At 71.2% G+C, this 22,957-nt stretch carries 23 protein-coding genes; 12 read left to right on the top strand and 11 right to left on the bottom strand.

The window, feature by feature from the left end; genetic code table 11:
• Positions 1-37 precede the first annotated feature (37 nt).
• From G412_RS0102335 to G412_RS0102325, 3 genes are all read right to left on the bottom strand, one after another.
• On the bottom strand, positions 38-1,099 hold the full coding sequence (locus G412_RS0102335) for a PucR family transcriptional regulator (protein WP_028810655.1): 1,062 nt from the start codon (positions 1,097-1,099) through the stop codon (positions 38-40).
• Positions 1,100-1,185: 86 nt separating this feature from the next.
• On the bottom strand, positions 1,186-2,283 hold the full coding sequence (arsB, locus tag G412_RS0102330; protein WP_028810654.1) for an ACR3 family arsenite efflux transporter: 1,098 nt from the start codon (positions 2,281-2,283) through the stop codon (positions 1,186-1,188).
• A complete protein-coding gene (locus G412_RS0102325) occupies positions 2,280-2,588 on the bottom strand; it encodes an ArsR/SmtB family transcription factor (RefSeq protein ID WP_028810653.1) in 309 nt (102 codons plus the stop codon). The genes arsB and G412_RS0102325 overlap by 4 nt, the downstream gene beginning before the upstream one ends.
• A gap of 136 nt (positions 2,589-2,724) precedes the next feature.
• On the opposite strand from G412_RS0102325, the gene G412_RS0102320 reads away from it, so the two are divergent.
• The 5 genes from G412_RS0102320 to G412_RS0102300 all read left to right on the top strand — a co-directional run bounded on the left by G412_RS0102320 (position 2,725) and on the right by G412_RS0102300 (position 8,225).
• Positions 2,725-3,138: an arsenate reductase ArsC gene (locus G412_RS0102320; protein ID WP_028810652.1), complete on the top strand. Its 414-nt coding sequence runs from the start codon at positions 2,725-2,727 to the stop codon at positions 3,136-3,138.
• Between the two features lie 174 nt (positions 3,139-3,312).
• The gene (locus G412_RS0102315) at positions 3,313-5,007 is read left to right on the top strand and encodes a glycosyltransferase (RefSeq protein ID WP_157839047.1); all 1,695 of its coding nucleotides are present in this window, start codon (positions 3,313-3,315) and stop codon (positions 5,005-5,007) included.
• A gap of 248 nt (positions 5,008-5,255) precedes the next feature.
• Positions 5,256-6,680 carry a DUF2252 domain-containing protein gene (locus G412_RS0102310; protein ID WP_028810650.1) on the top strand — a complete coding sequence of 475 codons (1,425 nt, stop codon included), beginning with the start codon at positions 5,256-5,258 and terminating at the stop codon, positions 6,678-6,680.
• 105 nt (positions 6,681-6,785) lie between these two features.
• A complete protein-coding gene (locus tag G412_RS32980; protein WP_078606726.1) occupies positions 6,786-7,811 on the top strand; it encodes a J domain-containing protein in 1,026 nt (341 codons plus the stop codon).
• 69 nt (positions 7,812-7,880) lie between these two features.
• Positions 7,881-8,225, top strand: coding sequence for a rhodanese-like domain-containing protein (locus G412_RS0102300; protein WP_028810649.1), 345 nt, complete (start codon positions 7,881-7,883; stop codon positions 8,223-8,225).
• 15 nt (positions 8,226-8,240) lie between these two features.
• Here the strand turns inward: G412_RS0102300 and G412_RS0102295 are convergent, their stop codons facing one another.
• From G412_RS0102295 to paaA, 6 genes are all read right to left on the bottom strand, one after another.
• Positions 8,241-9,374, bottom strand: coding sequence for an acyl-CoA dehydrogenase family protein (locus tag G412_RS0102295; RefSeq protein ID WP_028810648.1), 1,134 nt, complete (start codon positions 9,372-9,374; stop codon positions 8,241-8,243).
• Between the two features lie 175 nt (positions 9,375-9,549).
• Complete coding sequence (locus tag G412_RS0102290; protein ID WP_028810647.1) at positions 9,550-10,635, bottom strand: 2Fe-2S iron-sulfur cluster-binding protein; 1,086 nt, start codon at positions 10,633-10,635, stop codon at positions 9,550-9,552.
• Entirely contained in the window at positions 10,636-11,133 is a 498-nt protein-coding gene (gene paaD / locus G412_RS0102285; protein WP_028810646.1) for a 1,2-phenylacetyl-CoA epoxidase subunit PaaD, read from the bottom strand.
• On the bottom strand, positions 11,127-11,858 hold the full coding sequence (gene paaC, locus G412_RS0102280; RefSeq protein WP_051338064.1) for a 1,2-phenylacetyl-CoA epoxidase subunit PaaC: 732 nt from the start codon (positions 11,856-11,858) through the stop codon (positions 11,127-11,129). Before paaC ends, paaD begins: the two co-directional genes overlap by 7 nt.
• Positions 11,855-12,142: a 1,2-phenylacetyl-CoA epoxidase subunit PaaB gene (gene paaB / locus G412_RS0102275; RefSeq protein WP_028810644.1), complete on the bottom strand. Its 288-nt coding sequence runs from the start codon at positions 12,140-12,142 to the stop codon at positions 11,855-11,857. The genes paaC and paaB overlap by 4 nt, the downstream gene beginning before the upstream one ends.
• Entirely contained in the window at positions 12,139-13,128 is a 990-nt protein-coding gene (paaA, locus tag G412_RS0102270; RefSeq protein WP_028810643.1) for a 1,2-phenylacetyl-CoA epoxidase subunit PaaA, read from the bottom strand. Before paaA ends, paaB begins: the two co-directional genes overlap by 4 nt.
• A gap of 150 nt (positions 13,129-13,278) precedes the next feature.
• Between paaA and G412_RS0102265 the strand changes: the two genes are divergently transcribed.
• From G412_RS0102265 to G412_RS0102255, 3 genes are read left to right on the top strand one after another with little or no spacing between them, the layout of a single operon-like run.
• Complete coding sequence (locus G412_RS0102265) at positions 13,279-14,055, top strand: DUF5819 family protein (protein ID WP_028810642.1); 777 nt, start codon at positions 13,279-13,281, stop codon at positions 14,053-14,055.
• Positions 14,052-15,266: an HTTM domain-containing protein gene (locus tag G412_RS32975; protein WP_051338063.1), complete on the top strand. Its 1,215-nt coding sequence runs from the start codon at positions 14,052-14,054 to the stop codon at positions 15,264-15,266. The genes G412_RS0102265 and G412_RS32975 overlap by 4 nt, the downstream gene beginning before the upstream one ends.
• A 46-nt stretch (positions 15,267-15,312) precedes the next feature.
• Positions 15,313-16,080 carry a TrmH family RNA methyltransferase gene (locus G412_RS0102255; RefSeq protein ID WP_028810641.1) on the top strand — a complete coding sequence of 256 codons (768 nt, stop codon included), beginning with the start codon at positions 15,313-15,315 and terminating at the stop codon, positions 16,078-16,080.
• Between the two features lie 40 nt (positions 16,081-16,120).
• On the opposite strand, the gene paaN is transcribed toward G412_RS0102255, so the two are convergent.
• Positions 16,121-17,812: a phenylacetic acid degradation protein PaaN gene (gene paaN / locus G412_RS0102250; protein ID WP_028810640.1), complete on the bottom strand. Its 1,692-nt coding sequence runs from the start codon at positions 17,810-17,812 to the stop codon at positions 16,121-16,123.
• A gap of 125 nt (positions 17,813-17,937) precedes the next feature.
• On the opposite strand from paaN, the gene G412_RS0102245 reads away from it, so the two are divergent.
• Both G412_RS0102245 and G412_RS0102240 read left to right on the top strand, forming a co-directional pair.
• Positions 17,938-19,446: a 3-hydroxyacyl-CoA dehydrogenase gene (locus G412_RS0102245; RefSeq protein WP_028810639.1), complete on the top strand. Its 1,509-nt coding sequence runs from the start codon at positions 17,938-17,940 to the stop codon at positions 19,444-19,446.
• Entirely contained in the window at positions 19,446-20,048 is a 603-nt protein-coding gene (locus G412_RS0102240; protein ID WP_028810638.1) for a TetR/AcrR family transcriptional regulator, read from the top strand. Before G412_RS0102245 ends, G412_RS0102240 begins: the two co-directional genes overlap by 1 nt.
• A 6-nt stretch (positions 20,049-20,054) precedes the next feature.
• Here the strand turns inward: G412_RS0102240 and G412_RS32970 are convergent, their stop codons facing one another.
• Positions 20,055-20,576, bottom strand: coding sequence for an Lrp/AsnC family transcriptional regulator (locus G412_RS32970; protein ID WP_037647301.1), 522 nt, complete (start codon positions 20,574-20,576; stop codon positions 20,055-20,057).
• 173 nt (positions 20,577-20,749) lie between these two features.
• Here G412_RS32970 and pdhA point away from each other — a divergent pair, with 173 nt between their 5' ends.
• Positions 20,750-21,916 carry a pyruvate dehydrogenase (acetyl-transferring) E1 component subunit alpha gene (pdhA, locus tag G412_RS0102230; RefSeq protein ID WP_037647296.1) on the top strand — a complete coding sequence of 389 codons (1,167 nt, stop codon included), beginning with the start codon at positions 20,750-20,752 and terminating at the stop codon, positions 21,914-21,916.
• Positions 21,913-22,941, top strand: a complete 1,029-nt coding sequence (locus G412_RS0102225; protein ID WP_028810636.1) for an alpha-ketoacid dehydrogenase subunit beta — start codon at positions 21,913-21,915, stop codon at positions 22,939-22,941. The genes pdhA and G412_RS0102225 overlap by 4 nt, the downstream gene beginning before the upstream one ends.
• The last annotated feature ends 16 nt before the right edge of the window (positions 22,942-22,957 follow it).

The raw sequence follows: 22,957 nt of genomic DNA, 5'->3' as shown, positions 1-22,957 counted from the left end.
ACCGGCTCCTGCGCGGGCCCCGGTACGGCGCGAAGGGTCACAGCGGCTGGTCCGGCCAGTCCAGCAGGCGGGCGCCGACCACCGCCGTCTGCAGGGTGTAGCGGTCGCCGGGGTCACCGGGGTCGGCGCCCGTCAGCCGGCGGATCCGCTCCAGCCGGTAGGTCATCGCCCTGGCGCTCAGGGAGAGCCGGCGGGCGGCTTCGGCGGCCACGCACCTGGTGTGGAAGTACGCGTCGAGGGTGTCGATCAGCGGCTGCGCTCCGCCGCGGGCCTGCTGGAGCGGGCCGAGGACGCTGCGTACCAGGTCGGCCATCGCCTGCCGGTCGCGGGTGAGGACCGGGTAGACCAGGAGGTCCGCGGCGTGCAGCACCGGGGCCTCCAGGGGCAGGCGGGCGGCCAGGTCGAGGGCGTTGAGTGCCTCCTCGTAGGAGTGGACCACTCCGCCGACGCCCGGGTGGGGGCGGCCGATGGCCACCTGGCCGCCGTCGGTCGCCGCGTACGCCTGCTCGGCGAAGAAGCCGAGGACGTCGGCCTCGTCGCCGGGGGCGATGCAGATGAGCCGGCCGTTCTTCGTGGTGAGCAGGATCCGGCGGTTCGCGAAACGGGCCGCCAGGGACGCCTCGATGCCGCGGGTGACCGCGTAGCCGTCTTCGTACGGTTCGGTGCCCCGGGCCACGGCGACCGCGTGCGCGTGGGACAGCAACAGCCCGAAACGCTCGGCTCGTTCGGCGAGCCGACCGGCGTCGCTGCGCCCGTGGAGCAGGTCGTCGATGAACTCCCGCCGGGCGGCCTCCTGTTGGCGGATCGCGAGCCGCTGGGCCCGCTCATGGCCCTCGGCGAAGGCGTCCACGGCCTGTTCCACCGCCGCGAGGAGGTGGTCGGCGCTCGCGCCCCGCAGGCTCGCCCGTACGTCCTGGGCGGCGGACAGGTGGGCGCGCACCAGGAAGCGCAGTCCGAGGCCGGCCTCGGCGGCCCGCTCACCCTGCGCCCGCAGCGTCGCCAGCTCGTTCCGGGTCAGCCGCCTGCCGGTGGCGCAGGCACCGGCCAGGATCTGGGCGTACCCCTCCAGGTACGCCTCGGCCGCGTCCCGGTCCGCCATGTCCCTCCCCGTTCTGACACGCCGTTGGCACCTTCCTGACGCGTGGACGTCAAGGGTGCCACGCCGTGCGCGGAGGGGCGCGCTGCCTACCGGGTGGTGGTGATGGCTGTGGGTGCGAACTTCTTGCGCCAGGCCAGGGATACGTACACGAGCGCGACCAGGGCCGGCACCTCGATCAGCGGGCCGACGACACCCGACAGGGCCTGGCCGGAGGTGACGCCGAAGGTGGCGATGGCGACCGCGATGGCGAGCTCGAAGTTGTTGCCCGCCGCGGTGAAGGCGAGGGTCGCGGTGCGGTCGTAATTCAGGCCGATGACCTTGCCGAGCAGGAACGTGCCGAACCACATCAGGGCGAAGTACACGAGCAGCGGAAGCGCGATCCGGGCCACGTCCAGCGGCTGCGAGGTGATCGTCTTCCCCTGGAGGGCGAAGAGGATGACGATCGTGAACAGCAGGCCGTACAGCGCCCAGGGGCCGATCTTCGGCAGGAAGGTGTTCTCGTACTTCTCCCGGCCCATCTTCTGCTCGCCGAAGCGGCGGGTCAGGAAGCCGGCGACGAGCGGGATGCCGAGGAAGATCACGACGTTGAGCGCGATCTTCCCCATGGAGATGTCGAGGTGCTCGCCCTCGCCGAGGCCGAGCCAGCCGGGCAGCAGGTCGAGGTAGAGCCAGCCGAGCAGGCCGAACGCGATGACCTGGAAGACCGAGTTCAGGGCGACGAGGACGGCGGCGGCCTCACGGTCGCCGCAGGCCAGGTCGTTCCAGATGATGACCATGGCGATGCAGCGCGCGAGGCCGACGATGATCAGGCCGGTGCGGTACTCCGGCAGGTCCGGCAGGAAGATCCAGGCCAGCGCGAACATGATCGCCGGGCCGGCGATCCAGTTGATGACGAGCGACGAGATCATGAGCTTCTTGTCGCCGGTGACCGCGTCGAGCTTGTCGTAGCGGACCTTCGCCAGGACCGGGTACATCATGATCAGCAGGCCGGCGGCGATGGGCAGTGAGATGCCACCGATCTCGACCTTGGCGAGGGCGTCGTTGAGGCCCGGGATCAGGCGGCCGAGGCCCAGTCCCAGTGCCATGGCAAGAAGAATCCACACGGCCAGAAAGCGGTCCAGTGTGGAGAGCTTCGCGACGACCGAGGCTTCGTCGGTGGTCGCGGGTGCTTCGGTGCGGGTCACGGACAGGCCCTCTTGTTCTCGGCGGCGGTACGGGAGGCTTCGGCCAGCTCGGCGAACTGGTCGGCCAGGTGGGCGATGACGTCGGGCCGGAGCTTGTAGTAGGTGAACCGGCCGCACGGCTCGGTCTCCACCACCCCGGCCTCGCGCAGGACGCGCAGGTGGTTGGAGAGGTTCGTCTGCCGGGCGCCGGTCTCCTCGACCAGGTGCGTGGTGCAGAGGGTCTCGCGGGCGAGCAGGGTCACGATCCGGAGCCTGAGCGGATCGGCCAGCACCCGGATCAGTTCAGTGTCGACTGACGTCATCATGGGCTGATACTGTCACATCAGTGGCCGCTGATGCCATCGGGTGTTGTGCCATCGGGTGCTGATGTCCCGGCGCCTGATGTCCCGGTGCCTGATGTCCCCGGCGCTTGATTCCGTCGTGAGACAAGAGAGATCCCTGATGTCCGAGAAGCCCTCTGTGCTGTTCGTCTGTGTCCACAACGCGGGCCGCTCCCAGATGGCCGCCGCCTGGCTCAGCCACCTGGCGGGAGACCGCGTCGAGGTCCGCTCGGCGGGGTCCAGCCCCGGTAACGCCGTGAACCCGGCCGCCGTCGAGGCGATGCGCGAGGTCGGCATCGACATCTCCGCCGAGACGCCGAAAATCCTCACGGCCGAGGCCGTGAAGGAGTCGGACGTCTGCATCACGATGGGCTGCGGCGACACGTGCCCCGTCTTCCCCGGCAAGCGCTACCTCGACTGGCGGCTGGAAGACCCGGCCGGGCAGGGCGTTGAGGCCGTACGCCCGATCCGCGACGAGATCAAGACGCTCGTCGAGGGCCTGATCGAGGAGATCGCCCCCGAGCCCTCGAGGTGAGCGTCGGCACGGGCGTACGGAGCGTGCACCGGCGGGGTAGCGGCAGGTGGGGCGGCCGCGTCATCGCCTGCCGGCGCGAACGTTAGGCTGGCGCGGATGGGGCCTCATCGTCGATCACGATGAGGCCCGTTTCTGTTGCTGCTTGCGGTCGGTTTCGGGGCGGGGGAGTTCGTGGTGGCCCGTAGGAAGGCCGCCGGTGTGGTGGCCGTGGTGTTCACGGCGCTGGCCGGTGCTCAGCAGGCGTTGCTGGTGGCGGGATTCGGCGGATGGCTGCCGGGGTGTCAGCCGTGGCCGTACCTGCTCGTCGCGGGCCCGGCCTGGCTCATATCCAGGCCACTGTGGGGGGAGCGAATACCCCCGCGGTGGCTGCGGGGTCTGGACGTGTTGCGGCGGGTGCCTGTCCGGGCGTACGTCGTGGGGGTGCTGGCGGTGGCCGCCGGGGTGTGGGCGGTGCTGCAGGATTTCGAGCCGTACCTCGGTCATGAGGAAGCGGTGTACGCGAACAAGGCGCGCTCCTGGGTGAAGGGGACGCCGGACGCCGGGTGGGGCGTCTACCGGCCCGTCGGGCTTCCGGCACTGGGGGCGCTCGCGCTGTGGCTGTACGGCGGTGCGGGTGGCGGGACGGGCGTTGCCGACGGGGTGGGGGCCCTGCGTGCGGTGACGCTCGTACTGGTGCTGGGGACGCTGACGGTGACGTATCTCGTCGCGGCCGCCTGGACCTCGCGGCGGCGCGCGGTGGTGATCGTGGTGGTGCTGCTGAGCGGGCTGGGGTTTTTGCGCAGGGTGCCGGAGTACCTCAATGACATCGGGGCGACCGGGCTGCTGCTGATCGTCGTCTTTCTGCTGGTGCGGGCGCAGGAGAAGGAGGGGTCGCGGGCGCTGTGGGGGGTGTCGGCGGTGGCGCTGGCTGCCTTTTATCTGCGGTACGGCGTGGTGGGGAACCTGCTCGCTGTGGGGCTGGCGGCGGTCCTTGCGTACGGCCCGCGCGCGTGGATGGCCCAGGGGCGGCGGCTGGTGGGGGCGGCCGTGGTGCTGGTGATGGGGCTCGTACCGCACTTCTGGCATGCCGTACGGGAGACGGGCTCGCCGCTCGGGATGATCCTCTCGGCGACTTCGCAGGCCAATCGCGCGTACGTGGGCGACGGGTTCGTCTACTACCTGGCGGTCTTTCCGTACCGGCTGGCGGGGGACCTCGGTGCGGTGGTGATGGCCGCGGGGCTGTGGGCGGCCGGGGCGGCGCTGCGGCGGGTCCTGGCGGGACGCGGCGGCCGGTGCGGGCAGCGGCCGGACGACCGGCGGCGGGACGACCGGCGGCGGGTGTTCCTGGGGACGGCCGCTGTGCTGGTGTTCGTGGTCCTCGGCATGGCGACGGACGGGGAGCCGCGGTTCGTTTACCTGGCCGTGGTTCTGCTCACCGTGCTCGGTGTGGAGGCGGTGGCCGGGCTGGCGGGGGCGGCGTGGAGTGCGCCCGTGCTGGCCGCCGTGGCCGCGTTCGCCGGGCTCACGGTGCTCGGTACGGCGCAGGTGGTGGCCCACGGCGCGATGCCGGGGCCGACCCGGCTGGCCGGGTCGACGGTGCCGGTCGCGCGGGAGATCGGGGCGGCGGCGCAGGGGCGGCCATGCCTGGTGGTGACGGGGTACGAGCCGGAGTTCGGCTGGTACTCCGGGTGCGATGCGGTGACGTACGCGCAGTACCGGACGATGCGGGTTCCCGAGGGGACGCGGGTGAGCCTGGTCGTCTTCGAGCGGGGGCGGCTGCAGCCGGACGCGGCGGGGCTGGAGCGGCTGGCGGCGGGGCGGGAGAGCGACGTACGGACGATCGGGACGGACGGGGCCGTGGGGACGGCGACGGTCGTCACGCTGCGGTAGGGGCGGCTCCTGTCTGCGGTGGGGTGGCTCCCCGTCTGCGGTGGGGTGGCTCCCCGTCTGCGGTGGGGGGTGGCTCGCGTCTGCCGGTCGGCCATCGGCCGGACTCGCGGTGGCTCGCGTGGTCGTCGGGGCCTGACCTCAGTTGTCCAGTTGTCCAGTTGTCAGTTGTCCACAGGGGGAGACGGGTGTCGGCGGGCGGCGGTACGGTCGTGAGCAGTTGATGTTGGAGCGGGGGGAGGCGGCGCACCATGGCCGGGAACGAGACGGTGGTGTCCGAGGGGCGTATTCCGGTGGTGCCTGGCTTCGCCCGGTGCACGGCGGACGGCTCGCCCACGGAGTCGCCCAAGGACAGGGGCAAGGCGCTGCGGGCACGGGTGCCCCGGACCTCGCACGATTCGCTGGTGCTCGCCGCGCAGCGGCCCGACGCGGTGCGGGCGGTCGAGGAGTCGAACCGCGGCCGGGTGCCGGAGCTGACTCCGATACGGGTCGGACGTATGGCCGCCTCCCCCTTCGCCTTCCTGCGGGGCTCGGCCGGGCTGATGGCGCACGACCTGGTGGGTACGCCCGTCACCGGAGCCGGCGCACAGATCTGCGGTGACGCGCATGCGGCGAACTTCGGCCTGTACGGCGATGCGACGGGCCGTCTGGTCATCGACCTGAACGACTTCGACGAGACCGCCGTCGGCCCCTGGGAGTGGGACGTCAAGCGGCTCGCGGCGTCACTGGTGCTGGCAGGGCGTCAGACGGGGGCCGACGAGCAGATATGCCGGCAGGCGGCTTTCGACGCGGTCGGGGCGTACCGGCGCACGATGCGGCTGCTGGCCAGGATGCCGGTGCTGGACGCGTGGAACGCGATCGCCGACGAGGAGCTCGTCTCGCACACGGACGCGCGCGATCTGCTCGGCACGCTGGAGCGGGTCGCGGAGAAGGCCCGTAACAACACCAGCGCGCGCTTCGCCGCCCGCGCGACGGCCGAGGGGCCCGGCGGGACACGGCGCTTCGTGGACGCACCGCCGGTGCTGCGACGGGTGCCGGACGGGGAGGCGGCCGCGGTCGCCTCGGCGCTGGGCGGGTATCTCAGGACGCTCCCCGAGGACCGGCTGCCGCTGCTCGCGCGGTACGCGATCCACGATGTGGCGTTCCGGGTGGTCGGCACAGGCAGCGTCGGTACCCGGTCGTACGTGGTGCTGCTGCTCGACCACCGGGGCGAGCCGCTGGTGCTCCAGGTGAAGGAGGCGCGTGCCTCCGCGCTGACGCCGTATCTGCCTCTCGCCGGCTTCGACGTACCGGAGGCCGGGCACGAGGGGCGGCGGGTGGTGCTCGGGCAGAAGCGGATGCAGGTGGTCAGCGACAGTCTGCTGGGCTGGGCCGAAGTGGACGGGCGGCCGTTCCAGGTGCGCCAGTTCAGGAACCGTAAGGGCAGTGTGGATCCGGCGGCGCTGGAGCCCGGTCAGCTGGACGACTACGGGAGGATGACCGGGGCGCTGCTGGCGCGGGCCCATGCGCACAGCGTCGACCCGCGGCTGGTCGCCGGGTATTGCGGGAAGAACGAGGAGTTCGACGAGGCGGTGGCGCGTTTCGCGGTGGTGTACGCGGACCGTACGGAAGCGGATCACGCGGATCTGGTGGCGGCGGTCAAGGGCGGGCGGATAGCCGCCGAGTCCGGGGTGTGACGAGGGGCCGGCCGGGGCCTGACCGCGTCTGGGTAGGAGGGGCTGAGCGGAGGGGCTGAGCGGGGGTGTGAGCACGGGTGGCCCGGCCGCCCGTACGCTGGGCGGGTGACTCAGGAAGCTCCCGGGGAGCCGACGACCCGGAACGACGACGCGCAGGGCCCGCACGCGGCCGGGTACGAGGCCGCCGGTGGACAGACCGCCGGCAGCGACAAGGGTGCCGAAGGCGCTGACGGCACCGAACAGGTTCCGGCTCGGGGCCGGACTCAGGACCAGCGCGAGGACGGGGTCCGGCGCGAGAACGGGGTCCAGGACCAGGGCGGCCAGCACCAGCGCCGGGACCAGGACCAGGGTCAGGCTCCTGAGCGGCCGGAGGCGCGGCTGGAGAGGGCCGTGCGCGCCGCCGAGCAGGCGCTGATCGAGTTCGAGATCGCGGTGGAGACCTTCCGGGTCGAGGTGGAGAACTTCTCCCGGCTCCATCACCAGAAGCTCGGTCCGATGTACGCGCGCCTCGACGAACTGGACGCCCAGATCGCGGAGGCCACGGCCGCCCGTACCGGGGACCCCGAGGACCGCCGCAGGGCGGACGAGGCACGGGCCAACGTCATGCCCATGCCCGGTGTCGAGGAGCTGTTTCACGACTGGATGGACTCGGACGGCCTGTCGCCCGAGGCGTCGGCGATGCTCACCGAGCAGCGGGTGCAGCCGCCGAAGCGGGTCAGGCCGACCGAGGAGGCGCGCAAGCTCTACCGCGAGCTCGCCCGCAAGGCGCACCCTGACCTGGCGCAGGACGAAACGGAGCGGGGCCGCAGGGACGAGTTCATCACGCGGGTCAACGCCGCGTACGGGCGCGGCGATGTGGACCAGCTGCGCGCGCTCGCGGAGGAGTGGGCCGCGGGGCCGGTGCCCGAGGAGCAGCAGCCGGAGCGCGACGAGCTCTACGCCCGGCTGGAGTGGCTCTCCCAGCGCAAGGAGCTGCTGTCCCTGATCGCCCAGGAGCTGGAGGACAGTGCCATCGGCTCGATGCTGCGGATGGCGCCCGAGGATCCCGACGCGTTGCTGGACGAGATCGCCGAGCAACTGCTCGCGCGGGTCTCCGAGCGTGAGGCGGATCTGGCGAAACTGGTGCAGTAGGTTGCCGGACGAGCCCCGCCGATGAGAACACTGTGTATGTACGTGTATGTACGAGAGAAGGCATGACCCATGAATTTCGCCCCCCTTCCTTCCGTCGACGCCGCGGCGGTGCCGGCCGACGGCTTCGTGCTGGATGTACGGGAAAACGACGAGTGGGCGGCCGGTCACGTCGAGGGCGCACTGCACATCCCGATGAGCGACTTCGTCGGCCGCTTCGGTGAGCTCACCGAAGCGGTGGAGGACGGCCGGCGGGTGCATGTGATGTGCCGGGTCGGCGGCCGTTCCGCGCAGGTCACCCAGTACCTGGTGCAGCAGGGCGTGGACGCGGTGAACGTCGACGGCGGGATGCTCGCCTGGGACGGCGCCGGACGCCCGATGGTCACCGACAGCGGAAACCCCGCCTTCGTCCTGTGACCCGGCCGGGCCGGTTCAGCTGAGGGGATGGGCGGCCAGCAGGTCGCCCAGTGCCTCTTCATGGGCGGCGGCCGGGCCGAGTGAGAGCTCGATCTGCTTGGCCCACGCGTGGTAGCGGTGCAGGGGGTAGTCGGTGTCCGCGCCGAAGCCGCCGTGCAGATGCTGCGCGGTCTGGACGACGCGGCGTACGCCGTCGGACGCCCAGATCTTCGCCACCGCCACATCGCTCGTCGCGGGCAGGGCGCCGTGCGATCCCGTGGCCAGCCGCCAGGCGGCCTGCCAGAGGGTGACTTCCATGGCGCGCAGGTCGATGTAGCGGTCGGCCGCCTGGACGGCCACGGCCTGGAAGGTGGCGACGGGAAAGCCGAACTGTTCACGCTTGCCCGTGTACTCGCTCGTCATGGCCAGCACGCGCTCGCCGAGCCCGAGAGCCAGTGCGCAGGTGCCGGTGGTGAGGAGATCGCGCAGCCACTCCCACCCGCCCTCGGCGTCGATCATCTGGTGGGCGGTGATCCGTACGGCGTCGAGGCGGACCTCGGCGAAGCGCTCGCCGCTGGTGGACACCTGGTCGGCGAGAGTGACGCCCGCGTGGCCGCGGGGGACCAGGGCGAGAACGGCGCGGCCCGTGCCGGTGTGCGCGGGCACGGCGATACGGTCCGCGCTCTGCGCCCAGGGCACGCCCGTCTGGACCCCGTCGAGCAGCCAGGAATCGCCGTCCTGCTGCGCGGTGACGGCCAGCTCGGCCGGGTCATGGCCGGTACGGCCGTTGGCGCCGGCTGTCAGGACCAGCTCGCCACGGCCGACACGGGGAAGGACTTCGGCGGCCAACTCCGCGCTGCCGTAGGCCTGTACGGCCATCGCGACCGCGCTGGTCTCCAGCAGCGGTACGCGGGCGAGCACCTTCGCCGCCTCGCGCAGGACGAGGCAGAGGGCGACGGGGTCGAGGCCCGCTCCGCCGTGTTCCGGCGCCAGGACCAGGCTCAGCAGATCGGATCCGGCGAGCCTGGCCCACAGGGGCCGGTCGAAGTCCTCGGCCACCGCGCCAGGGGTGAGCGCGGGGCTCGGCACCTGGTCGGGCGCGACGCCCGAGAAGACCGCCCTCGCCGCCTCGACGGCCGCCTGCTGCTCCTCGGTGAAGGTGAAGTCCACGTCCTTGTCCTCCCCGTGCCCCGGATTCCGCGTACACACCCGACATCTGACGGAGCGTCAAGATAGAACACGTTCCTGGAAATGAACACAGCCTGGAAATGAACACAGCCTGGAAATGAACACAGCCTGGAAATGAACACAGCCTGAGGCAGTACGCGGTCGGAGCGGGGATACCTCAGCGGTCGAAGTCCAGCTCCACTTCCGGCGTCGCCGGATGGGACTGGCAGGCCAGGACATAGCCCGCTTCGGTCTCCTCCGGCTCCAGCGCGTAGTTGCGGTCCATCCGCACCTCGCCGGAGACCAGGAAGGCCCGGCACGTCCCGCAGACCCCGCCCTTGCAGGCGTACGGCGCGTCCGCGCGGCTGCGCAGCACCGTCTCCAGCAGTGATTCGCCGTCCAGTACCGGCCAGTTGCCCGACCGGCCGTCGAGCGTGGCGGTGAGTGTGCTGCTGGTGGCTGCCGTAACCGGGCTGCTCGTGACCGTTCCCGTTCCGTCGTCGACGTGGAAGATCTCCTCGTGGATACGGTTTCTGGCCACGCCGAGGCCGCGCAGCGCCCGCTCCGCGCCCTGGACGAGACCGAAAGGCCCGCACAGGAACCAGCCGTCCACGTCCGCCACCGGCAGCAGCGCGGGCAGCAGCCCCGTCAGCCGCTCCTCGTCGAGGCGGCCCGACGGCAGGCCCGCCTGCTGCTCCTCGCGGGAGAGGGCGGTGACCAGCTGGAACCGGTCCGGGTACCGGTCCTTGAGGTCGGCCACCTCCTCCAAAAACATCGTCGAAGCCGCCGTGCGGTCACTGCGCACCAGGCAGAAACTGGCGTCCGGCTCCCGCGCCAGCAGCGTCGCCGCCATCGACAGCACCGGCGTGATGCCGCTGCCGCCCACGATCGCGGCGAAGCGGCCCGGACGCGGCTCCAGGATGAAGCGGCCGGCCGGCGCCATCGCCTCGACCGTGTCGCCGGCGGCCAGTTCCTTCAGGGCGTACGTCGAGAAATCGCCGCCGTCGACCAGCCGGATGCCCACCCGCAGCACCGGCTCCCGCGGCGCTTCGGTGGCCGGGGCGCAGATCGAGTACGTACGGCGGATCTCCTCACCGGCCACGACACGGCGCAGCGCGATGTGCTGGCCGGGTTTGTGCCGGAAGGTCTCGCGGAGCTCTGGCGGCACGGCGAGGGTGACGGCCACGGAGTCGTCGGTGAGCCGCTCGACCTCGCGGACCCGGAGCGGATGGAACCCGGCCCGTCCGGCGTCTGAGGACAGCATCTACAACTCCTTGAAGTGGTCGAACGGTTCGCGGCAGGAAACGCAGCGGCGCAGCGCCTTGCACGCGGTGGAGGAGAACCGGCTGAGCAGCTCGGTGTCCGTGGAGCCGCAGTGCGGGCAGCGCACCGACAGGGTGAGGGGCACGGGCCCGCCGTCGGTGGGCTGCGGGCGCGGCGGGGCTATGCCGAACTCCGCGAGCTTGCGGCGGCCCTCCGCGCTGATGTCGTCCGTCGACCAGGCGGGGGACAGGACCGTGCGGACCGAGACCTCCGGTATGCCGTGCTCGTGCAGCGCACGCTCGATGTCCGTGGACATCACCTCGATCGCCGGGCAGCCGGTGTACGTCGGTGTCAGCTCGACCTCGACCCTGCCGGGCCCGAAGACGTGGACGGCGCGCAGGACGCCGAGCTCCTCCAGGGTGAGCACCGGCAGTTCGGGGTCGGGGACCGAGCCCGCGACCCTGCGCAGCTCGGCCTCCAGAAGCGTTTCGGTCACCATGTCGCCCCCGGGTGGCTGCGGTGCAGGTGCTGCATCTCGGCGATCATGCGCCCGAACGGTTCGGTGTGCAGCCCCTGGCGGCCCGCTCCCGCCGACCAGGCGCCGCTCTGCGGCCCCTCGGGCACGGTCAGCGTCGCCCGCTCCAGCACGGCGCCGACCGATTCCCGCCAGCCGGCCTCCAGCTTCTGCCAGTCGACGTCGACTCCCTCGACGGGCTGGAACATCTCGCCCGTGAACCGCCACAGCGTGTCGCAGCCCCGCTGCATCCGCTCGTGACTTTCGGCCGTGCCGTCGCCGAGGCGCAGTGTCCAGTGCTCGGCGTGGTCCTGGTGGTACGCGACCTCCTTGACCGCCTTCGCCGCCAGCGGGGCCAACTCTCCGTCCCCGGCCGCCAGTTGCCCGTACAGCAGCCCCTGGTAGGTGGAGAAGTACAGTTGGCGGGCGATGGTCTGCGCGAAGTCGCCGTTCGGCTGCTCGACCAACTGGAGGTTGCGGAAGGCCCGCTCCTCACGGAGGTACGCCAGCTCGTCCTCGTCACCGACGAGGGAGAGCAGGATCCGTGCCTGCCCCAGCAGGTCCAGCGCGATGTTCGCGAGGGCCACCTCCTCTTCGAGCACGGGGGCGTGTCCGGCCCACTCCCCCAGCCGGTGCGAGAGCACCAACGCGTCGTCGCCCAGGGCGAGGGCCGCGGGTGCGAGTGCGGCGGTCACAGGTACTCGGTTCACAGGTGCCGCACCCCTTCCGGGATCTCGTAGAACGTCGGGTGACGGTAGGGCTTGTCGGCGGCCGGTTCGAAGAACGGGTCCTTCTCGTCGGGCGAGGACGCGGTGATTGCCGACGACGGCACCACCCACAGCGAGACGCCCTCGGACCTGCGGGTGTAGAGGTCGCGGGCATTGCGCAGGGCCATTTCCGCGTCCGGCGCGTGGAGACTGCCGGCGTGGGTGTGGGACAGTCCGCGGCGCGAGCGCACGAAGACCTCCCACAGGGGCCAGTCGGAGTTCGTCATGCTGCTGCCTTCCCGTGCTTCGCGGCGTACGCGCTCGCCGCCTCCCGGACCCAGGCGCCCTCTTCGTGCGCCGTGCGCCGCTGCGAGATCCGCTGCTCGTTGCAGGGACCGTTGCCCTTCAGTACGTTCCAGAACTCGTCCCAGTCGATCGCGCCGAAGTCGTACTGCCCGCGCTCCTCGTTCCAGCGCAGGTCCGGGTCGGGGAGGGTGAGCCCGAGCGCTTCCGCCTGCGGGACGGCGATGTCGACGAAGCGCTGGCGCAGCTCGTCGTTGGAGTGGCGCTTGATCTTCCAGGCCATGGACTGCGCCGAGTGGGCCGACTCGTCGTCCGGCGGGCCGAACATCATCAGGGACGGCCACCACCACCGGTCCACCGCGTCCTGCGCCATGGCGTGCTGCTCGGGCGTGCCCTTGCTGAGGTGGAGCAGCAGCTCGTACCCCTGCCGCTGGTGGAAGGACTCCTCCTTGCAGATGCGGACCATCGCGCGGGCGTACGGGCCGTAGGAGCAGCGGCACAGCGGCACTTGGTTGGTGATCGCGGCGCCGTCCACCAGCCAGCCGATGGCGCCGACGTCGGCCCAGGTCAGGGTGGGGTAGTTGAAGATCGACGAGTACTTCTGGCGGCCGGAGTGGAGCTTGTCGAGGAGCTCTTCGCGGCCGGTGCCCAGGGTCTCGGCGGCGCTGTAGAGGTAGAGGCCGTGCCCGGCCTCGTCCTGCACCTTGGCCATCAGGATCGCCTTGCGGCGCAGTGAGGGGGCGCGGGTGATCCAGTTGGCCTCGGGCTGCATGCCGATGATTTCCGAGTGGGCGTGCTGGGCCATCTGGCGGACCAGCGAGGCCCGGTAGGCGTCGGGCATCCAGTCCCGCGGCTCGATGCGCTCGTCCGCCGCGACCGCGGCGTCGAACGCCGCTTCGTACGCGGCCGTCCGCTCCGCCTCTCCGGCCTGCGCTTCAGCCGTCGTACGGTGCGCAGCTGCTGTAGCCATCCGAGCCCCCTGCCGTCCCTGCCGGCTTCTTCCCCGCCGGCGTCCCGACCGACCGATCGTTCGGTTCGATGACTTCAATGGTGAGTCGACGGCCCGTAGGGTGTCAACCCTGTGGATAACTGATGGGGGACCGACGGTGATCGGGGCGGGATGGATTCGTACGACGACAGGGGCGTGACCGCCGGGCGGGAAGGGGCTTCAGCTCCGGCTGGCACAGAGGCCCCGGAGGCCCCGGACGCCCCTCGCGCCCCAGGCATATCCGGTGGCGGTGGCGGTATCGCGGCTCTGTCTCTGCCGTACCAGGCAGTGGCAGCCCTGGCGCTCGCCGTCGCCGGCGTCATCGCCTGCGTGCACATCGGGATGGCCTTCCTGCACGTCGCACCGTCCAACACCCTCACCAAGCAGAACGGCGAGGCGATCGACGACTGGGTCTACCCGGAATTCGAGCAGAACTGGAAGCTCTTCGCTCCCAATCCGCTCCAGCAGAACATCGCCGTACAGGTGCGGGCGCAGGTCCGAACGGCCGACGGGCAGTGGAAGACCACCGACTGGATCGACCTCTCCGCCCAGGACGGCGAGGCGATCCGCGGCAATCTGCTGCCGAGCCACACCGTCCAGAACGCGCTGCGGCGCGCCTGGGACTTCTACACCGCCTCGCACGACAACGCGAACAAGCCGAACGGTATGCGCGGCGTCCTCTCCGAGCGTTACGTCCGCCGCACCGTCATGCTGCGGCTCGCCCGGCAGGACCTGGGTGGCGAGGTCGAGCGGATACAGGTCAGGTCGCAGACGTTGTGGGTGAAGGCGCCGTCGTGGAGCGAGGAGAAGACGAACACCCGGCCCGCCCATCGGGTGCTTCCGTGGTGGCCGGTGACCGATGCGGACCTGCCGGAGGGTGCGCGGCGCGCGTCGGAGGCGGCCCGGTGAACTCCTCCGTCCGTACTCCTGTCGCGCCCGGGGCCGCTGGCGCCCGTAAGCTCGCGCGCGCCGTTCAGCGCGTCACCTCCACCGCCCTCGGGCCGTACCAGAGCGCCGTCGTGCGGATCGGGTTCTCGCTGACCTGGCTGCTCTTCCTGCTCTGCGAATATCCGCACCGCCGTGAGCTGTACGGGCCGGACGGGCCGTGGAGCTGGGACATGGCCCAGAAGCTGATAGCGAACAATCACGCTTTCACCGCGCTGATGTGGTCGCAGAGCACGGTCTGGTTCGAGGTCGTCTACGGGCTCGCGATCGTGTCGGCGGCGTTGCTGATGCTGGGCTGGCGTACGCGGACCATGTCCGTCCTCTTCATGATCGGCGTGCTGTCGCTGCAGAACCGCAGCATCTTCATGGGCGACGGCGGCGACAACGTCATCCACCTCATGGCGATCTACCTGGTGCTGACGCGGTGCGGGCAGGTGTGGTCGCTGGACGCGCGGCGCGGTGCCCGTCGCCCGGACCGGGTGGGGCCCGTCCTGTGGGGCGCGCTGGGCGCGTGCCTCGCCGCGCTGACGTTCACGGGTGAGCTCAGCGGGGGCTGGCTGCTGATCTTCTGGGGTCTGCTGGTCGTACACGCCCTGTGGTGGGCGGCCGGCCGCTACGCGCCCGGGCATCCGCGCGTTCTCCTCGACGTCATCGCCAACCTCCTCCACAACGCCGGTCTCTTCGTGATCATGGCGGAGGTCTGTCTCGTCTACGCCACCGCCGGCTGGTACAAGATCCAGGGTTCGCGCTGGCAGGACGGCACCGCGCTCTACTACCCGCTGCACCTGGACTACTTCTCGCCCTGGCCGGGGCTTTCCGGGCTGCTTGCCTCCAGCGGCGTGATCGTGATGCTGCTGACGTACGGGACGGTGGCCGTGCAGGTCGCCTTCCCCTTCACGCTCTTCAACCGGCGGGTCAAGAACGTTCTGCTCGCGGTCATGATCGCCGAGCATGCGGCGATCGCTGTACTGCTCGGGCTGCCCTTCTTCTCGCTCGCGATGATCGCCGCCGACGCGGTCTTCCTGCCGACCGGCTTTCTGCGGCGCGTCGGCCGGTGGGCGGCGCGGGGACGGGCCCGGGTGCTGGGGCGCAAGCATGATGCGGATGCGGATGCGGATGCGGCGCCGCGCAAGCAACCCCGGCAGCAGGAGCAGGTCCGTACGCTCGTCGAGTGAAGACGAGGCGTCCGGCCTGGTCACGGGCTCCCCGTAGGCTGAGTCCATGACTGAGGACGTGGCCGGGGCTGTGGTGCGGCAGTGGCGTGAGGCAGAGCCGAACGCCGTTCTGCTCGACGGTTTCCATGCCCTGAAGCACGCGCTCCGCTTCGGCGCGGAGGTGCGCCTGACGGTCGCGAGCGACCGGCAGGCCGTGCTGGCGCTCGCGCGGGAGCTGGCCGACGACCTGTCGGGTGTGCTCGCTGAGTCCGTTGTCGAAATCCCGGCGCGCGCCTTGCGTGAGCTGGTTCCGCGGGTTCACACGACGGCGGTCGCCGCACTGGCGGTCCGGCGCGACGCCGGAGCGAACGCGCAAGCGCTCTCCCGGCTGCCCCGGCTTGCCCCGATCGTCGTGCTGGACAACCCCCGCAATCTCGGCAACGTCGGAGCGGTCGTCCGGCTGGCTGCCGGTTTCGGCGCCACGGGCGTCGTCACGACCGGCGACATGGACCCGTGGCACCCCAACGTCGTGCGTGCCGGAGCCGGGCTCCACTACGCCACGGCTGTCGAGCGCCGGAGCCTCGACGAGCTGCCGCCGGGCCCGCTGTACGTACTGGACCCGGAGGGCGAGGACATCCGGTCCGTCGAGGTCCCCGACGACGCGCTCATAGCGTTCGGCTCCGAGCGGCACGGGATCTCACCGGAGTTGCGCAGCCGGGCGACCAGACTGGTGGCTCTTCCCATGAGACCGCAGGTGTCCAGCTACAACCTGGCGACCAGTGTGGCCATGACGCTGTTCCACTGGGGCGGGCCGCCCGCCGTCGCCCCTGTGTAAGCGGACGACGGCGGGCGTGGGACGGCGGAAAGCCGGCCGGTTACGCCTGCCTGCGGACCTCCACCACCCGGAAGCGGTTGGCCACGAAGGCCGCGTCGCACAGGGCGGCGTTGGCCGCCGGGTTGCCGCCCGAGCCGTGGAAGTCCGAGAAGGCCGCGGTCTGGTTGACGTAGACCCCGCCCGTCAGGTTCAGCGAAAGCTGCGCCGACTCCTCCAGGCAGACCTCCTCGATGGCGGCCTCCGTCACCTGCGAGGTCGTGTACGCGCCCACCGTCATCGCGCCCTTTTCCCGCACCGTACGGCGCAGCAGTTCCAGGCCGTCCTCGGTGGAGTCGACGGCGACCGCGAAGGAGACCGGGCCGAAGCACTCGGACATGTACGCCGCTTCCGCGTCCGGCTTGGCGCCGTCGAGCTTGACCATGACCGGCGTACGGACCACTGCCTGGGGGAAGTCCGGGTTGGTGATCTCCCGTGAGGGCAGTGCGACTTCGCCCAGTCCCGCCGCCGCTTCGAGGCGGGCCTTCACGTCGGGATTGACCAGTGTGCCCAGCAGCGCGTTCGCGCGGGCGTCGTCGCCCAGCAGGCCGGCGACGGAGGCCGCGAGGTCGGACACCACCTCGTCGTAGGTCTTCACGCCCGCGTCCGTCCTGATGCCGTCCCTGGGGATCAGGAGGTTCTGCGGTGTGGTGCACATCTGGCCGCTGTAGAGGGAGAGGGAGAACGCCAGGTTGGACAGCATTCCCTTGTAGTCGTCCGTGGAGTCGATGACGACCGTGTTGACGCCGGCCTTCTCCGTGTAGACCTGCGCCTGGCGGGCGTTGGTCTCCAGCCACTCGCCGAACGAGGTGGACCCCGTGTAGTCGATGATCCGGATTTCGGGGCGGGTGGCGAGGGTCTTCGCGATGCCTTCGCCGGGGGCCTCGGCGGCGAGGGCCACCAGGTTCGGGTCGAAGCCGGCTTCGGTGAGGACCTCGCGGGCGATCCGGACGGTGAGGGCCAGCGGGAGGACCGCTCGGGGGTGCGGCTTGACCAGGACCGGGTTTCCGGTGGCCAGGGAGGCGAAGAGGCCCGGATAGCCGTTCCAGGTGGGGAAGGTGTTGCAGCCGATCAGCAGCGCGATGCCGCGCGGGACCGCGGTGAAGGACTTGCTCAGGTTGAGCGGGTCGCGTTTGCCCTGCGGCTTGGACCACTCGGCCACGCCGGGGGTGCGGACCTGCTCGGCGTACGCGTACGCCACGGCCTCCAGGCCGCGGTCCTGCGCGTGCGGGCCGCCCGCCTGGAACGCCATCATGAAGGCCTGGCCGCTGGTGTGCATGACCGCGTGCGCGAATTCGTGCGTACGGGCGCTGATGCGCGACAGGATTTCGAGGCAGATCAGGGCGCGGTTCTCGGGGCCGGCCTCGCGCCAGGCGCCCATGCCCGCGCGCATCGCCGGCAGCAGCACGTCGATGTCGGCGTGCGGGTACTCGATGCCCAGTTCCGGCCCGTACGGCGACACCTCGGCGCCCGTCCAGCCGTCTGTGCCGGGCTGGTCGAGCTCGAAGCGGGTGCCGTGCAGGGCCTGGAAGGCCGCGAGGCCGTCGGCGGCGCTCAGGCTGCCGTTCTCGCCGTACGCCTTCGGGTGCTCGGGGTGCGGGGACCAGTACGCCCGCGTGCGGATCGCGTCGAGCGCCTGGTCGAGCGTCGTCCGGTGCTTCTCGGACAGCTTGGAAGTGGTGAGTTCGGCGGCCACGGCGGACCAACTCCTCGTCGAGCTGGGCAGGGACAGGCGGACACGAGATACAGTAACCGAACGATCGGTCGGGACAAGAGGGCCCGGTAAAACCTGTGGATAACTCATACGGGAGGATCGGGGTCATGACAGCTATCGATCGAGCCCGCACCGTCGCCGTCGTCGGCACCGGCACCATGGGTCAGGGCATCGCCCAGGTCGCCCTCGTGGCCGGTCACCCGGTGCGTCTCTACGACGCGGGCCCCGGACGCGCACGGGAGGCCGCCGAGGCCGTCGGCGCCCGCCTGGAGCGGCTCGTCGAGAAGGGCAGGCTCGACCGGCGGGACGCGGACAGCGCCCGCGCCCGGCTGCACACCGCCGACGACCTCACCGAGCTCGCCGACGCCGCCATCGTCGTCGAGGCGATCGTCGAGCACCTGCCGGTCAAGCAGCAGCTCTTCACGGCGCTCGAAGCGATCGTCACTGACGACTGCCTCCTCGCCACCAACACCTCCTCCCTCTCCGTCACGGCCATCGCGGGCCCCCTGAAGAACCCCGGCCGCTTCGTGGGGATGCACTTCTTCAACCCCGCGCCGCTCCTTCCCCTCGTCGAGATCGTCAGCGGCTTCGCGACCGACGAGACGAGCGCCACGCGCGCGTGGGCGACGGCGACCGCCTGGGGCAAGACCCCGGTCCGCTGCGCGGACACCCCCGGTTTCATCGTCAACCGCATCGCCCGCCCGTTCTACGCCGAGGCCTTCGCGGTGTACGAGGAGCAGGGCGCGGACCCGGCCACCATCGACGCCGTACTGCGGGAGTCGGGCGGCTTCGCCATGGGCCCCTTCGAGCTGACGGACCTGATCGGACAGGACGTCAATGAAGCCGTCACCCGGTCCGTCTGGGAGTCGTTCTTCCACAGTCCCAAATTCGTCCCTTCCCTCGCCCAGCGCCGCCTCGTCGAGTCGGGCCGCCTCGGCCGCAAGTCGGGCCACGGATGGTTCCCGTACGGCGCCGAAGAGGCGGCGAAGCCCGCCCCCCGGACCGCCGGGCCCGAGGAGGCCCCCGCGGCCGTCACTGTCGTCGGGGACCTCGGCCACGCCGGCGTCCTCGTCGCGATGATGGAGGAGGCGGGCATCGCCGTGGAGCGGGTCGAGGCGGGCGGACCGTACATCGAGCTGCCGGGCGAAGGGCAGCTCGTGCCGGCCGACGGACGGACTTCCGTCGAGTACGCGGACGTTGTCTACTTCGACCTCGCCCTCGACTACCGCGGCGCCACCCGTATCGCCCTGTCCGCCTCAGAGGACACGTCCGCGCGGGCGGTCGCCGAGGCCACCGGCCTCTTCCAGAGGCTCGGCAAGGACGTCAGCGTCATCGCCGACGTTCCCGGCATGATCGTCGCTCGTACGGTCGCCATGCTGATCGACCTGGCGGCGGACGCCGTCGCGCGGGGCGTCGCGTCGCCCGAGGACATCGACACGGCGATGCGTCTCGGGGTCAACTACCCGCTGGGACCCGTCGAATGGAGCAGCGCGCTCGGCCAGGACTGGGCGTACGACCTGCTGAAGAACCTGCACGAGTGCTGCCCCACCGGGCGCTACGCCCCGTCCCTGGCGCTCCACCGGCAGGCGTTCGCCGCCAAGGAGGAGGGCGCCTGATGACCACGGCCAAGCGCGACACGTACACCCCCGAGACGCTGCTGACCGTCGCCGTCCGGGTCTTCAACGAGCGCGGTTACGACGGCACGTCCATGGAGCACCTCTCCAAGGCCGCCGGCATCTCGAAGTCCTCGATCTACCACCACGTCGCGGGCAAGGAGGAGCTGCTGCGGCGCGCGGTCAGCCGCGCCCTCGACGGGCTCTTCGGGATCCTCGACGAGCCGGGGGCGTCGCGCGGGCGGGCGATCGAGCGGGTCGAGTACGTCACGCGGCGCACCGTGGAGGTGCTGATGGCCGAGCTGCCGTACGTCACGCTGCTCCTGCGCGTGCGCGGCAACACGAAGGCCGAGCGCTGGGCCCTGGAGCGGCGCCGTGAGTTCGATCAGCGGGTCGCGGATCTGATGAAGGCGGCGGCGGCCGACGGCGATCTGCGCACCGATGTGGACATACGCATGGCGACGCGGCTGCTCTTCGGCATGATCAATTCGCTGGTGGAGTGGTACCGCCCGCAGGCGGCCGAAGGCGGTGGCGGGGTGGACGGGGAGCAGCTCGCGGAGACCGTGGTGCGGCTGGCCTTCGACGGGCTGCGGACCAGCCGCTGAGTCTGCTCACAGCTCCTGCGGCGGATGGGGCGGTTGTGGTGAGGTGGCCGCGTCGAGGTCTGTTTCCTCGAAGACCAGCAGGGTGCGGGTGCTGAGCACCTCCGGTATCGACTGGATCTTCGTCAGTACGAGCTCGCGCAGCGCTCTGTTGTCCGCCGTGTGGACCAGCAGCAGTACGTCGAAATCGCCGCTGACCAGCGCGATGTGCGCGGCGCCGGGCAGTTCCTGAAGCCGTTCGCGGACCGTGCGCCAGGAGTTCTGCACGATCTTGAGCGTGATGTACGCCGATGCTCCCTGCCCCGCCCGTTCGTGGTCCACGCGCGCGCTGAAGCCGCGGATCACGCCGTCGTCGATGAGGCGGTTGATGCGCGCGTAGGCGTTGGCGCGCGACACGTGCACGCGCTCGGCGACGGACCGTATCGACGCGCGGCCGTCCGTTTGGAGCATCCGCAGGATGTCGCGGTCGATGGCGTCCAGCCGGCGTGCGGGCGGGCCCGCTCCCGCGTCGGCCATTTGTTCAGCTGCCATGTCCCCCCGCCTCCCTCTCATGGACGACCTGCCCCTATCCCAGGCTGTGCGGAACCGTTTGTCCACAGGCTGAAGGTGCCTGTAGCCAAATTGCATCCACGACCGAACAATCGGTAGGTGAGGCACACCACATTGCTGTGCCTTCTCACCGCTCCCACGAGGAGGTGCACGCGATGAAGAAGAGCACCATGACGGTCCGCCCGGCCGAGCCGGTCCAGGATCTGCCCGGCGCCGCCGCCTACAGGCCGACCCCTCCCCCGGCCTGGAAGCCCCGCACGGGCCCGGCCCCGCTGCTCCCGGACAGCGAGCCGCACCGTGTGCTCGGCACCGACGCCGCGGACCGGCTCGACGCCGGGCTGATGCGGCGGCTGTACGCGGAGCTGGTCCGCGGCCGCAGGTACAACGCGCAGGCGACCGCCCTCACCAAGCAGGGCCGCCTCGCTGTCTACCCCTCCAGCACCGGCCAGGAGGCCTGCCAGGTCGCGGCCGCGCTCGTCCTGGAGGAGCGGGACTGGCTCTTCCCCAGCTACCGGGACACCCTCGCCGCCGTGGTGCGCGGACTGGACCCCGTACAGGCGCTGACCCTGCTGCGGGGCGACTGGCACACCGGTTACGACCCGCGCGAGCACCGCATCGCGCCGCTGTGCACCCCGCTCGCGACGCAGTTGCCGCACGCGGTGGGCCTGGCGCACGCCGCGCGGCTCAAGGGCGACGACGTGGTCGCGCTCGCCATGGTCGGCGACGGCGGGACCAGCGAGGGCGACTTCCACGAGGCGCTGAACTTCGCCGCTGTCTGGCGGGCACCGGTCGTCTTCCTCGTGCAGAACAACGGCTTCGCGATCTCCGTGCCGCTCGCCAAGCAGACCGCCGCCCCGTCGCTGGCCCACAAGGCCGTCGGGTACGGAATGCCGGGCCGGCTCGTCGACGGCAACGACGCCGCCGCCGTGCACGAGGTGCTGGCCGAGGCGGTGGAGCGCGCCCGCCGGGGTGGCGGTCCGACGCTGGTCGAGGCGGTCACGTACCGCATCGAGGCTCACACGAACGCCGACGACGCGACCCGCTACCGGGGCGACGCCGAGGTCGAGGCATGGCGTGCCCACGACCCGGTCCAGTTGCTCGAGCGGGAACTCACGGAGCGCGGAATGCTGGACCAGGACGCCGTACGGGAGGCCCGCGAGGCCGCCGAGACCATGGCCGCGGAACTGCGCGAGCGCATGAACGCGGACGCGGTGCTCGACCCCATGGATCTCTTCGCGCACGTGTACGCCGAGAAGACCGCGCAACTGCGGGAGCAGGAGGCCCTGCTGCGGGCCGAGCTCGATGGGGAGGACGAGCGATGACGACGGCAGCGACGACCGAGGCCGAGGCGAAGCCCGCCAAGCCCGCGACGATGGCGCAGGCGCTGGGGCGGGCGTTGCGTGACGCGATGGCCGAGGACCCGTCCGTCCATGTGATGGGCGAGGACGTGGGCGCGCTCGGCGGGGTCTTCCGGGTCACCGACGGGCTCGTGAAGGAGTTCGGCGAGGACCGGGTCACGGACACCCCGCTCGCCGAGGCGGGGATCCTGGGAACGGCCGTGGGCATGGCGATGTACGGGCTGCGGCCGGTCGTCGAGATGCAGTTCGACGCGTTCGCCTATCCGGCGTTCGAGCAGCTCATCAGTCATGTCGCACGGATGCGCAACCGGACGCGCGGCGCGATGCCGATGCCGATGGTGATCCGCGTGCCGTACGGCGGCGGAATCGGCGGCGTCGAGCACCACAGCGACTCGTCCGAGGCGTACTACATGGCGACTCCGGGGCTCCATGTCGTGACGCCGGCGACGGTCGAGGACGCGTACGGGCTCATGCGGGCGGCGATCGCGTCGGACGACCCCGTGGTCTTCCTGGAGCCGAAGCGGCTCTACTGGTCGAAGGCGGCGTGGTCGCCGGACGCGCCCACCGCCGTCGAGCCGATCGGGCGTGCGGTCGTACGCCGCTCCGGGCGCAGCGCGACGCTGATCACGTACGGGCCGTCCCTGCCCGTGTGCATGGAGGCGGCCCAGGCGGCCGAGGCGGAGGGCTGGGACCTCGAAGTCGTCGATCTGCGCTCGCTCGTGCCCTTCGACGACGAGACGGTGGCGGCTTCGGTACGGCGTACCGGCCGGGCGGTCGTCGTCCACGAGTCCACCGGCTTCGGCGGGCCCGGCGCGGAGATCGCCGCCCGGGTGACGGAGCGGTGCTTCCACCATCTGGAGGCGCCGGTGCTGCGGGTCGCCGGGTTCGACATTCCGTATCCGCCGCCGATGCTGGAGCGGCACCATCTGCCGGGCGTGGACCGGGTGCTCGACGCGGTCGCGCGGCTCCAGTGGGAGGCGGGCAGCTGATGCCACACGCTTTTGA

Origin of the sequence: Streptomyces flavidovirens DSM 40150 (assembly GCF_000429085.1) — a bacterium.
GTDB lineage: Bacteria > Actinomycetota > Actinomycetes > Streptomycetales > Streptomycetaceae > Streptomyces > Streptomyces flavidovirens.
Note: the sequence above shows the minus strand (reverse complement) of the source record. Positions and strands in the feature narration are given on the sequence as shown.